Genomic DNA, 12,685 nt, shown 5'->3' with positions numbered 1-12,685 from the left:
TATATTAAAAAAGAATAAAGAGATAACATGGGTAAATTAATCCTTAGCTTAATTATGCTAGTAACTATGAGTCAAATGAGTATTGCCAAACCGTTAGTCATAGCCCACCGAGGCGCCCCAGGTTATTTACCCGAACATACAATGGAATCTGCAGTGCTGGCTTTTGCACAAAATGCAGATTTTATTGAACAAGATTTAGTGGTAACAAAAGACAATCAATTAGTGGTGTTACACGATATTCACTTAGATACTGTAACTAACGTTGCCCAACAATACCCCAGCAGAAAACGTGCAGATGGACGTTATTACGCGTTAGACTTCACTTTAGCTGAGCTTAGAAAATTAACGGTATATGAAAGGCATGACCTCTTGGGTAAACAAGTATTTTCCAATCGTTATCAAGGTACAGGCAAGTTTCAAATAACCACTTTTGAACAACAAATTGAGCTGATTCAACAACTGAACCGTCAGTTTGATAAAAACATAGGCTTTTACCCCGAAATAAAATCACCCGCTTGGCATAAACAACAAGGTGTCGATATTAGTAAACTAGTACTCATTGTATTACGTCAACGTCAGTTAGATGACCCAAACAAAGCTATCTACCTGCAATGTTTTGATTTCGCTGAAACCCAAAGATTACGCAATAAACTAGGCGCAAAACTTAAAATAGTACAACTAATTGCCGAAAACGACTGGCTCGAATCCCCTACAGATTATGAGTATTTAAAAACGACCGAAGGTTTAGCTGAAATAGCCAAAGTTGCCCAAGGTATTGGTCCATGGATCCCGCAAATTTTTGATCACAAGACTATGCAAGCAACAGGTTTAGTAAAACAAGCCCATCAAGCCGGCTTAACAGTACACCCCTACACTTTTAGGCAAGATGATCTACCTAAAAACATCAGTGCAAATCAACTACTAGATATCTTATTTAAACAACTCAAAGTAGACGGCGTATTCAGTGATTTTCCAGATACAGTAGTGAAATATTTAGATGAAAACAGATAAGGGCAGAGTAAGGCAGACTAATTAGTGCCCCATATTTTTGCTACTGCGCCATTTGAGCCAAGACCACCAATCACTAAGGCAACCAAACCAACACAGAAAAAAGCCAATACTGGAACAAAGGCACTAATCATACTGCCGGCGTAATACCCGGTCACAATAGCCCCGCAGGACAAAAACCAAAACAGCACTCCCATCACTTTTAACGCGGTTCTGTGTGATTCCTTATAATTAGCAGGCTCTTCATTATTGTCAAATTGCTGCAGTAAGGGAGTAAATAATTTAATTAATGACGCTTTCATAATATTTAGCCTTTTAATTTTCGGTTGTTAATTGTTTAAGCTTGAGCCTGCATGGCCTTAATCGCTTTTGTTGCCACGGTAAAAACACTTAAGTTTTGCTCCATAGCAGTAGTTTGTAATTTACGGTGAGCTTGATCTTCACTCAGAGAAAGTTTGTCTATTAATAGCGCTTTCGCTCGACTAATAACCTGCTGCTCGTGCAAAGCTTTTTGACTTAACTCTAACTCATGTTTTATTTTGTCAATTCGTTCAGCTTGACTCTTTAACAATTCAAATAATGATTTGTGCCCAGTAAAACTATCGTAAGTCGACACAGCGCCTAAATCGTCTTCATTTTGCGATTCAAAACTATTCTGTAAATTCGGCAGATGAAGGTTATACAACAAACTAGAAACAGATGAATTATTAACGACTAAGGTATCCACTTTTTTATTATAGTCAGAGATTTCAGCCTCGGCGTCTTTGACATTTTGCTCAGCACTTAGCAACAGAAAATTAGTCAACTCATGTTCAATGCTATACATTTCATCAATACGATTTGTGGTTCTTTCATACCAGACTTCGCTAATATCTGAACATACTCGCTCACCTTCGGTTAATTTTTCAATCATCTTTCTCAGTTGCAACACTTCTGACGTTGTATTGCTTTGGCAAAGTTTTTCCCACAGTTCTAAATAAGGTTTGTCGGCAAATTCCATAAATAACTGAAAAGAGGTATTTTGTTTTTCTTGTAATAAACGAAGCTTCAGACATAACTCGGTAGCAAAGCTTGTTTCAGCAAAGCCCACAGCCCCCCAAGCTCGTTCTTGACCTGCATATTCTTTACCTTGAATAAAATTAAATAATGCAACTAATTGTCTAGAAATAGTGGGATTACTTGCAATATCAGCCGCTTCAAACACTATATTCAATAAAGCCGAAATAAGTCGGCAATAAGCTTGAGTTGACTTAAGTACACTAATATCATGATTCTTAACATGGTGTCGTAATAACCCTATATTTTCAATCCCTTGTAGCGCTAAGGATATGTTATGTAACAAACGGTAGTGATGCACATTTTTATCATTACTTAAATAATTATCATGCAATAAATCGGTTAATTCTTTAATCACGGTTTCGCTAGAGGTGATTTGCGAAATACGACGCTGAGTATAATGCAGGCCAGATGAGGCTAAATAAACATTATTCACCCCTCTTTCTTTTTGTAAATCGTGGATCACTCTGCACACCAGACAAACCAATACACAGTTATTTGACAACTGTTGTAAGGTTTCTAATTCTGCAACTTTAGCGGCATACAGAAAACGCTTTGTAATACCTTTATTTGATGGCATAAAAGGAATTCCATATTGATTAAACACTATCACTTCACTAAAAATATGCCCAAAGACTTAGCATTGAGTATTTTTATCATTTAGTAATTATTATCGTTCTTCATCAGCAATCCTTGTTCCACATCGCCTTTATATGCTTCAGTTATTTCGTCATCACCCTGTAACGCTTATCCACCATCAGGTTATTCACAATAATGAATATAATAAAGTAATCAGGGTTAAGTAAAAACACGGTTGAATAATGGTTGAACATGCATAAACAGACAGAAACGCACCAAAAAAATGCACAGCAAAGTAAAATGAAACAAAATAGTGCAGGATGAATAAGAATATTGCAGATAAAAACCAACACAGCTGACATTAAGAGTAAAGTATTTGTCTTCCAGTGACACTGAAATAACAAACTGCTCAAGAGTTTTCTTCCACTAAAATTCCCACAAAATTAAATTTTTTGAAATATTAAATTGTCTTATCAGGTCTTTTATTGATAGTTGGAAATGAACTAGATTTATTTACAAATCATCCAATAAGTTTTAGACAAAAATTTACGTTAATTTCGTTAATAAATAGTGGAGTAATAAACATGATAAACAAACAAGGTATAAAATTAGCCCTAGCAGTAGGTTGTACATTAGCAGTCACACAAAGTGCTCTAGCTAAACCTAATGCGCAGTTAACTGTTGCTGAAGGTGCATCAGCTGAGATCACTAAAGCCGTTTCTGAATGGAAAGAAGGTAAAAGACTTAGGGGTCGCAAAGATAAATGTTATGGCATTGCACTAGCTGGCGATAATGATTGTAAAGCAGGCCCAGGCACGAGTTGTGAAGGAACCTCTACTAAAGATTTCCAAGGTGATGCTTGGACATACGCTCCTAAAGGTTCGTGTGAGTTTATTGTCACGCCTAATGGCAGCGCATCCACCAAACCCATTGTTTAATATTGAACAACAGTGAAATCTAGCTTTAGTTTGCCACACAATGCAGGTGTCAGTCTAAAACCAGAGTACTTCAACGATGTGCCTAGTGCCGTCGTTGAAGGGTTATGGTTTGAAGTCCATGCCGAGAATTACCTAATTGATGGAGGCCCTCGCCTCGCCGCATTAAAAGAAATAGCCAGCAGGTATCCATTAAGTGTGCATGGTGTTGGGGCGTCTTTAGCAGGCCCTAAATCAGTAGATAAACAACATTTACAACGTTTAAAGAAGCTGTGTGATATTTTACCTATTGCCTCGTTTTCTGAGCATTTAGCTTGGTCAGCTACAGATGAACAATTTTTCAATAATTTACTGCCCATTCCCCTTACCCAGCAAACGCTAAAAACAGTTTCTGACAATGTCATGCAAGTTCAAGATACCTTGCAGCGCAGCATTGCCATAGAAAACCCGGCTAATTATATTCGCTTACCGTCTGATATAGACGAAGCTGACTTTTTAATGGAGTTAGCCCATAGAACACAATGTTCTTTGCTACTGGATGTGAACAACCTTTTTATTAGTGCAGCGAATGTGAACATTGACCCAAATACATATATCAATACTCTGGATCTCAATGTGGTGAGTGAGATCCATGTAGCCGGACATTCAAAGGACCCAATTCAAGCCGACTTATTAATTGATTCACACGATTGCGCAGTTGCAGTACAAGTTTGGCAGTTATTACAATACGTGTTACAAAAAAGTGGTCCTAAACCGGTATTGATAGAACGAGATTCAGACTTGCCTAGCTTCGCTGAATTAATGGCCGAAAGACAAACCGCCGCAAACTTTATTCATCATTGCTCAAAAGAAAACTAAATGCCTGACTTCTATGCATGGTTTGAACATTACCTAAAACATGGTGAACATCAACAAACACAATCATTTTTGCCACATGAGGGAGATCAAGAGCGTTTACTCATCTACAGAAACACCTACTTTTCTGCATGTATAGACATACTGAAACGTAAATATCCAAGTTGCGTTAATTTACTTGGTGAAGACTATTTTAAAATGCTGGCTCGACAATATTCACAGAAATATATTCCCAAAACCAGTGTGCTAGCAGAGTACGGTGAATTAATGGCGGATTTTATAGGTGAACATTTTCGACAACAAGCCCCTGAATTAGAGTATGCAGCTGACTTAGCAAGTTTAGATCTTGCTTGGCATGAGTGTTACTTTGCAACGGACCAAGTGCCGCCAACAGACGAAGTAGTTAGCTCCTGGCTAGAAGACATTGAATCTAAAAGATTTGCCTTAGGCGCGAGTGTACGACTATTACAAAATAAATCGGCCGTGACTGAAGTTTGGTCTATGTTAAAAAATGGTGTACTCACTGAACCACAGGTTATTGAACAACAAGCAGAATATACTATTTTATGGCGTAATTCTGGGCAGATATTTCATCGAGTACTATCCTTACCAGAATGGACCTTCATTTCGAATATCCATTTAGCCAATACACTAATTGAATCTGCAGAGGCTGCGTTAACAACAGGTGAATTAGATATAAGTAGCGTATTTTCACAACTAATAGCTAATAATTTACTCATGGAAATTACTCTCTAATGAAATTAATCATTAATCTATATCAAACACTTAGCAAAAAATTCACCTTGTTTTTTGGCGATTTATCATTGTTATTTGTACGCCTGCTAACCGCAAAAGTTTTTCTAGCGTCTGGCCTGAGCAAGTGGAATGGTTTTATGGATTTTAACGAAGAAAAATATGATTTGTTTTTATATGAATTCTTTTGTCCAGACCCTGTTCGAGAAGGTGCTCTTTTATTATGTGACGCCAATACATTGGATTATACCGAAGGTTCATTCACTGTATTTGTCATAGAAAAGCTAGCAATTGTCGCCGGTGTAGTTGAAGTGTTATTACCTGTGATGTTGATACTAGGTATATTTTCTAGGCTCGGTGCTTTAGGACTAATAGGCATGACATTGTTTATTCAGCTTGCGGTATTCCCTGAATGGGATCACTGGTGGAACCCAGCTGTTTGGTGGTTTGTGGCACTAATGGTCATCACTGCCCATGGCCCAGGAAAACTATCTCTTGACCACCTTTTGGGCTTAGATAAAAAAGCTAGCTAAGGTTAAATACAGAATGGAGCTGACTCAAGCTACATGGGGACAAAAACAACAGGCGAACTATTGGTCGCCTGTTTTATTTAAAGTTAACTCTTTTTTAGCAAGATTTTCTGCGTGTCCAAAATAAGCGGCACAAGGCTAAACCGATTAAACTAAAACCAAAACTACCACCACCAGATGAATTATCAGTGCTTGGTGTTGTGGGTTCTGGTGTTGTGGGTTCTGGTGTCGTAGGCTCTGGAGCAGGTTCGACTACAGGATCTGCATCAGGGTTACTTTGACATTCTGTACAATCATCTAAAATAGCATTCACACCGGCAGTCCATTTAACACCACCTAATTCATAGGCTCCAATATCGGGAGAAGGCCCTGCGAACGGTTTTTCAAAGTCATCAATTGTGCGCCCTTGATCGATTAATAGTGAGGTATCAAGAGGCATAAAATCCAATTGCTCAGGATCAATGAGTTGGGCTTGTTCAGTTTCAATTAAGTTGCTGTCGAGATCATATGCCGGATCAACTAGCCAATCCCCCACGTTGGTGTAGTTATTCCATACACGATTATCTTGACGTGTATAGCCATTTACCCATTCGCCCATTGCTTGACCAGCATTGATAATAGTATTGTGATAAATATTATTGTTCCAGTTAGCCCAATTTAATTGAACTCCCGCCCAAGTGACATTCCACACCACATTATGATCAACTTGGTAACCTTTACTGTTGTTATCTAAATATATACCAGCGGTACGGCCATCGGCATAACTAGGACCGACCGAATCATGAAACCAGTTGTGATGAATACGGGTATTTTTGTTGTCATCATTGCCTACGGTATAAAATACACCGCCATCATTATTAATCAGCCCTACGCGAGACACGTCGTTATATCCTAGTTCACTATTCTGACTAGGTAAAAACACTCCATCTCTACCAGTGTAAGCCACTGTATTACGTAATATAGTGGCATCATTGGCATTGACTCTAAGAGGACTAGCATGAATTCCCAAAGTATCAAAATACTGAATGGTATTGTTTTCAATATGCACATATTGACCACGACCAGACCAACCTGCGACAAAAATACCATTCAATGATCCATGTTCAATCACGTTATCTGTAATTGTCGTATGGGTACCTAATACGTTGATTGAACCATCACCAACTTGTGCAGATGAATTAGTTAAATCATCCATACGTTCTAGGCCATGGTATATCTTATTATTTTTAATCGTGTTGTTATTACCATTAACTCGGACATTGGCCCCGAATATTTCTAAGCCTTCAATGGAAATATATTGGCCATCTAATATGACGGCGTTTTGCCTGCTAGCAATTTCCACTTCGTTGTCTGCTGGCGCTTGGCCATCTGCTGTTTGCAAATAGATAATTTGTTGTTCTGCATCATAAAACCATTCGTTTTTATGATCGAGTAAGGCTAATTTTCCAAATACAAAAAAGCGTCCAAAGTTATCGTGACGTTGAATAGTAGGAGCATGTGGATTAAAAGGCCATTTAGTATCGTCTATAGCAGTAAACGAAACCGAGTCCGTAGTAGAGCTTGAAATTTGACGAGTCCAACTGGCACCAGAGTGAGCACCTAAATACCAAATGTAACCGCCAGTTAAATCAGAGTCTGGAATATTGTCGGCATTGACACTTGATACAGTACCTTTGCCTGATAACGGAGCGGCATCAATGGTATATAAATCGCCATCTGTATTATTCGGCCAGCGAGCAATATCCATAATTTCATCTTTATGATACAGCTGGCGAAAGGCTTCTTCTATTTCACTATTCACATTGGCTTGATAGATATTACCTTGATACACAGACCAACCACTCACAGGCTCTGTACCACGAATAATCACTTCTGCGTTATCTTCAGCTTTAATTAATATGGGTGATTGTTCATTACCACTTTTACTCACTTGTAATGTTTGACGATACACCCCAGCTTTTATAATTAACGTATCTCCCGCTTCTAATAAGCTATTAGCCTGAGAAAACGTGGCAAGCGGCGATGCCATTTGCCCATCATTACTATCATCACCATCAGTCGCCACATAAAGTGTTTTGGCATTTACTGATAAAGACAGCGCAAGTGAAGAAAAAAGCAATCCACAAAATAACTGACCTTGGATTCTTTTGATTTTAAACATTAATACACACCTATGTTCTTTTTAGATATTTGTTACATTATTTCGCATTTATTGTTAATTGTATACATCCGTGAGGCTAATTTAAGTTATATATAAGACCTGATGATTAAATATAAAATACAGAGTATTGCAGACTAAGCAGAATGTGGCAGCCTGAAGCAGAAAAAGTAGTGATTAGAAGATACGAGCAACGAGAAAAAGATTACAGAAAAAGCGAAAAGCTATTCACCACAGAGAAAAAACTAATAATACCTAACTTAAAAAGGAGGATGTAACAGATTCTGTGTAACTGCCATTAGTTAAATATGTCCTTCGAGTCTAGACTCGAACTCAATCATAAATCGGATCATTGCCTGACGCCAGTTTTGGATCGGCATGGTCCATTTTTTAGATGCATCCATAATAGCCAGGTACACCATTTTCTTAGCTGAATCATCATTGGGAAATACTTTCCGCTTCTTCAACGCTTTTCGAATGACGCTGTTAAGTGATTCGATTGCATTAGTGGTGTAAATTACTTTACGTATATCGCTAGGGTACTTAAATATTGTATTGAGATTGTGCCAATTAGCATGCCACGACTTGCTGATTTGTGGATATTTGTCATCCCAGGTTTCGCCAAAACGCTGCAGCTCAAGTAAGGCTTCATCCTCAGTGTTGGCTTGGTAAACCTTTTTCAGTTCAGTGGTCACGATTTTGTAATCTTTCCAAGGCACAAACCTTAACGAATTACGCACCATATGTACGATACAGAGCTGAACCTGTGTTTGAGGGAACACTGCATTTATGGCCTCTGGAAAGCCTTTTAGGCCATCGACACAAGCGATAAAGATATCTTTTACTCCACGGGTTTGTAATTCCGTGAGGACGTTTAACCAGAACTTGGCTCCCTCGTTCTCAGCTATCCACATGCCCAACAAGGTTTTGTGCCCGTCTAGATTGATACCCAAGGCTAAGAAGATAGATTTATTCATCACCCTATTATCTTGGCGTACTTTAATGACAATGCAGTCCATATAAACGATTGGATAAACGGTATCCAGTGGCCGAGCCTGCCATTCAGTGATTTCGTCAATGACGGCATTGGCGACTCTTGATACCAAGGTGGGAGATATTTCTGCACCGTACCATTCATCAAATGCTTCGACAATTTCACGGGTACTCATGCCTTTAGCGTATAACCATAGGATTTTTTCATCCATTGAGGTAAAACGAGTTTGTTGTTTTTTGACAAGCTGAGGCGCAAAAGAGCCATCTCTATCACGAGGAGTATCAAGCTCAAACTCACCGTCCTCGGTCTTTATGCGCTTACTAGTTTTACCATTACGGCTATTGCTGACAGCTGATTTTTCATGTTTGCCATAGCCTAAATGCTCATCCATCTCCGCATTCAATGCTGCTTCGACCGTGATTTTTTTGAGCATCTGACTAAACTCATTTAAATCTTGAGGGGTTTTAATACCTTTCGCTGCTTCTTTAGCAAACGCTTCTAATTCTTTATTCATTTTCATTGCCTATCCTTAAACTCTGCTTAGAGTAAATTATGATAGGCAGTTACACAAAGTATGTTACAGGCTCTTAAAAAGTCGTCATTCTTGCATGTCGTTAGTAGGAATCCATTCTTTTATACTTATTTCCAGCCAAAAATCCATTTAGTTTCATCTTTTAAATCACGCCAATCTATCAAAATACAGAGTTTTGACATAATAGCCTCGATAGAACATAAAACAACAATTCCCTCTTCATCAAACTCAATGTCAGACACTAAAAAGTGCTTCTCTTTGTTCAAAGGCTCCACCGCAGTCCATTTACTATTGAGCAACTTTTTCGGATTAATATTATTCATGGCAGACCTTTTGATAAATTAACTAATAAAAACGACTACGATCATTTTAAATTAAATCACCGGCTAGCCGGTTATATGTCGGTGTCAAATTCGACATCATTATCTTGACACCATTGCATTGCGGCACGCTTTAACGCAGCTTCTTCGTATGCGTACCAACTTTCTAGCTTACCCGTTGATTCTAAAAGGGTCTTGAATTTTGCATATGCGCCCCGGCGACTAAAAATATCGTAGCCGAGCTCTAGTTTTTCAGGGGTCTCCTCGGCAATAAAACTAAGAGCCAAACGTTTTCCTAAGTCTAGCTCTTGTTTGCTAGGAAACATTAGATATCTATTACTGGTATAGAGATCATCTGGTATCGGTTCTTCCATTGCATCATCAATATAATATATTTCACCAGTATCTAAACTGATGTACGCCTCATTATCGCCTAATCCAGAAGACACGAATTCAATTGCCCACTCAATATCTTTTAACTTCACTGGCATAAATATCCTCTAATCAAATAGCTAGTTAGTAATTAAACGGCACTATGTGTGTGTAGAATAATCACCTTGTTAGACATAATACCAATCCGTATTGATAAGTGCCCACTCAGCGAGAGTTTAAATGCGCTTAATCAAGACGCTTGAACGAATGAATAGTGGGCCTCTTTTGAGTTCGAGCAACACAGAGTAAGCGCATTTAAAACTCGCCTGAAAGGAATGCCCCAGCGGCTTTTGCCCTGCGTTCTCGGTATTTGAAAGGGAACAACCATTCCTGCACACCGACGCCTTGTTCAAAAACCGCTGGATGCATTCTGAGAGATCAATTATCAATGTGGATTGGTATAAGACCCTGCCCATATATTTATTAAAATTGTTCATGCTAATGGAATTTGTATTTGAAATAAATGGCGGATCTGTATGAGGGGTAAGTCTACTGCTAACTTAAAAATTAGCCATTCCTACATGTCGTTAGCAGGAATCCATTCTTTTTAAGTCTTATCTGGACAGCCATCATAACAATTCTTAATAGGAAACAGCGGATGACGCTAGGGAAGACAACAAGGAGAGATAATTTAACACTGTAGCGACAAATTTAAGTGATATATTTTACTTCGATCTATTTACTAGCTTCTACCTACTGCTTCACGCTGCTAAGCCTGCCCTACTCTGCTTTATTCTGCTTTAGTGGCGCAGCCATGACTTATGTGCGAAGCACATGCTTTTGAATTACCCGCGCATAGCATATAAAAAGCTACTACCTTCAGCCTAAGGTTTAGACATCCTAATCACTACCCTACGGTTCATTGCCCGTGAGGTATCATTGGTATTTGGTGAAATATGCCGTCTCTCACCGTGGCCTGTAACAGCGATACGTTCAGGGGCAACTCCCATGGAGCGGAAAAAATCTTTAATTTCTACAGCGCGGCGAATTGACACTTCTTTATTCACCGACCTGTTACCGTAACTATCGGTATAACCGTCCAACAAGACTAATTCTAAATCGGTATCTTCTTTTAAATATTCACCAATCATGGCTAAACGTTTTTGTGAGTATTTAGTCAACACCGTATTATTAAACTGATAGGTTAAGGTGGTGTAGGCAATATCTTGAAAGCTGTAAGGCAATAAGTTAGATACGCATTCTGCAAATGCTTGATAAGGGACAGCAAAGTTACTGGCGTTTAACCCTACTGATACTCTATCGTATTTATTGTACCAATCTTGATAATAAATAGTTGGCCAGAAACCTTTTTCTAATTCAGACAACATGGTCCAAGCAGCTTGTTCAGGCAGATCACCATTGTATTGTTTACGAATAGTCATATCGGCAATGGTTCGCTGCATTTGCCCAGGCATCCATTTTGGTGGTACCGCATAAACAGCCGCTACCCCATAAGACTTAGGCAAACGTAACATGTCTAATTCAAATTCCATGTTAAGTTGCTTAGATGCAAAACTGCTAAACATGGCTTCACCGTATCCTGGCAAATCATGGCTAAGCGTACACTGTAAGCGATTTTTATCTTTAAGTTGCCAACTGGAGTCTTCTACTTTTGCGGCATATTGTCGTAGTGCAGCCGCACTGACGAATGACATTGCTAGCAAAGCAACACACATGAAATATCTTAAAATACACTTAATCATAAAAAAGTAGCCCCCGCTTCTTTGTCTTTATCGACAACAGCTTGAATTATCTTAACCTTTGATAAGTATTTATTGCAGTATTATTTGCAATATCTGTCGATGAAACAAGTAACAAGATAACATTTACCCTAGCTACTGAAATAGAACCTTGCGATAATCACGGTAATTGAATAGTTGTTAGGTTTACATGTCCGAATCATTTAAATTAAAAAATCGTTTCAGAGGGTACTTCCCTGTTGTTATTGATGTTGAAACCGCAGGGTTTAATGCAAAAACAGACGCATTGTTAGAGATTGCCGCCGTTACCACTAAAATGGATGACAATGGTTTCTTTTACCCAGATAAAACCTTTCATTACCATGTTGTTCCGTTTGAAGGTGCAAATCTAGAAAAATCAGCTTTAGATTTTAATGGTATTGATCCATATTGTGCTCTACGTGGTGCTTTAGATGAAACTGAGGTAATGAAAGATTTATGTAAAAAAATACGTAAAGAACAAAAAGAAGCAGATTGCCAACGTTCAGTGATAGTGGCCCATAATGCGGCGTTTGATCAAGGATTTGTCAACGCAGCTATTGAACGTAGTCATATCAAGCGTAGCCCTTTCCACCCATTTGTTTCTTTTGATACCACTACCTTATCTGGTTTGGCTTTAGGGCAAACTGTATTAGTTAAAGCTTGTATGGCAGCTGGCATAGCGTTTGATCAAAATGAAGCACACTCAGCTTTATATGACACAGAAAAAACCGCTGAGTTATTTTGTTATATTTTGAACAAATGGCAAAGTTTCGGTGGACTAGACGCACATAATTAATTTTTTAGTCAAAAAC

13 protein-coding genes are annotated in these 12,685 nt (G+C 38.5%); 6 read left to right on the top strand and 7 right to left on the bottom strand.

What is annotated here, in order from left to right:
- The first annotated feature begins 27 nt into the window (after positions 1-27).
- Entirely contained in the window at positions 28-1,011 is a 984-nt protein-coding gene (gene glpQ / locus GQR87_RS07160) for a glycerophosphodiester phosphodiesterase (protein ID WP_199271701.1), read from the top strand.
- A gap of 17 nt (positions 1,012-1,028) precedes the next feature.
- Here glpQ and GQR87_RS07155 read toward each other — a convergent pair whose 3' ends face one another.
- Positions 1,029-1,310, bottom strand: a complete 282-nt coding sequence (locus GQR87_RS07155; protein WP_158967917.1) for a hypothetical protein — start codon at positions 1,308-1,310, stop codon at positions 1,029-1,031.
- Positions 1,311-1,345: 35 nt separating this feature from the next.
- Positions 1,346-2,644, bottom strand: a complete 1,299-nt coding sequence (locus GQR87_RS07150) for a nitrate- and nitrite sensing domain-containing protein (RefSeq protein WP_158967915.1) — start codon at positions 2,642-2,644, stop codon at positions 1,346-1,348.
- Between the two features lie 583 nt (positions 2,645-3,227).
- Here GQR87_RS07150 and GQR87_RS07145 point away from each other — a divergent pair.
- The 4 genes from GQR87_RS07145 to GQR87_RS07130 are packed head-to-tail and all read left to right on the top strand — an operon-like array spanning position 3,228 to position 5,719.
- Positions 3,228-3,581 carry a DUF2282 domain-containing protein gene (locus GQR87_RS07145; protein ID WP_158967913.1) on the top strand — a complete coding sequence of 118 codons (354 nt, stop codon included), beginning with the start codon at positions 3,228-3,230 and terminating at the stop codon, positions 3,579-3,581.
- Positions 3,582-3,593: 12 nt separating this feature from the next.
- On the top strand, positions 3,594-4,436 hold the full coding sequence (locus tag GQR87_RS07140) for a DUF692 family multinuclear iron-containing protein (protein ID WP_158967911.1): 843 nt from the start codon (positions 3,594-3,596) through the stop codon (positions 4,434-4,436).
- Entirely contained in the window at positions 4,437-5,189 is a 753-nt protein-coding gene (locus tag GQR87_RS07135) for a DNA-binding domain-containing protein (RefSeq protein ID WP_158967909.1), read from the top strand.
- A complete protein-coding gene (locus tag GQR87_RS07130; protein WP_158967907.1) occupies positions 5,189-5,719 on the top strand; it encodes a DoxX family protein in 531 nt (176 codons plus the stop codon). Before GQR87_RS07135 ends, GQR87_RS07130 begins: the two co-directional genes overlap by 1 nt.
- A gap of 94 nt (positions 5,720-5,813) precedes the next feature.
- On the opposite strand, the gene GQR87_RS07125 is transcribed toward GQR87_RS07130, so the two are convergent.
- From GQR87_RS07125 to GQR87_RS07105, 5 genes are all read right to left on the bottom strand, one after another.
- Complete coding sequence (locus tag GQR87_RS07125; RefSeq protein ID WP_158967905.1) at positions 5,814-7,877, bottom strand: right-handed parallel beta-helix repeat-containing protein; 2,064 nt, start codon at positions 7,875-7,877, stop codon at positions 5,814-5,816.
- 299 nt (positions 7,878-8,176) lie between these two features.
- Positions 8,177-9,382: an IS256 family transposase gene (locus GQR87_RS07120; RefSeq protein ID WP_158972908.1), complete on the bottom strand. Its 1,206-nt coding sequence runs from the start codon at positions 9,380-9,382 to the stop codon at positions 8,177-8,179.
- A gap of 125 nt (positions 9,383-9,507) precedes the next feature.
- The gene (locus GQR87_RS07115; RefSeq protein ID WP_158967903.1) at positions 9,508-9,723 is read right to left on the bottom strand and encodes a TIGR02450 family Trp-rich protein; all 216 of its coding nucleotides are present in this window, start codon (positions 9,721-9,723) and stop codon (positions 9,508-9,510) included.
- Between the two features lie 71 nt (positions 9,724-9,794).
- A complete protein-coding gene (locus tag GQR87_RS07110; protein WP_158967901.1) occupies positions 9,795-10,211 on the bottom strand; it encodes a UPF0158 family protein in 417 nt (138 codons plus the stop codon).
- A gap of 765 nt (positions 10,212-10,976) precedes the next feature.
- On the bottom strand, positions 10,977-11,828 hold the full coding sequence (locus GQR87_RS07105; RefSeq protein WP_370459630.1) for an OmpA family protein: 852 nt from the start codon (positions 11,826-11,828) through the stop codon (positions 10,977-10,979).
- A gap of 214 nt (positions 11,829-12,042) precedes the next feature.
- On the opposite strand from GQR87_RS07105, the gene rnt reads away from it, so the two are divergent.
- Positions 12,043-12,669, top strand: a complete 627-nt coding sequence (gene rnt, locus GQR87_RS07100) for a ribonuclease T (protein WP_158967896.1) — start codon at positions 12,043-12,045, stop codon at positions 12,667-12,669.
- The last annotated feature ends 16 nt before the right edge of the window (positions 12,670-12,685 follow it).

Origin of the sequence: Paraglaciecola sp. L3A3 (assembly GCF_009796765.1) — a bacterium.
Classification (GTDB): Bacteria; Pseudomonadota; Gammaproteobacteria; order Enterobacterales; family Alteromonadaceae; genus Paraglaciecola.
This window is presented reverse-complemented; position numbering and strand designations above follow the sequence as displayed.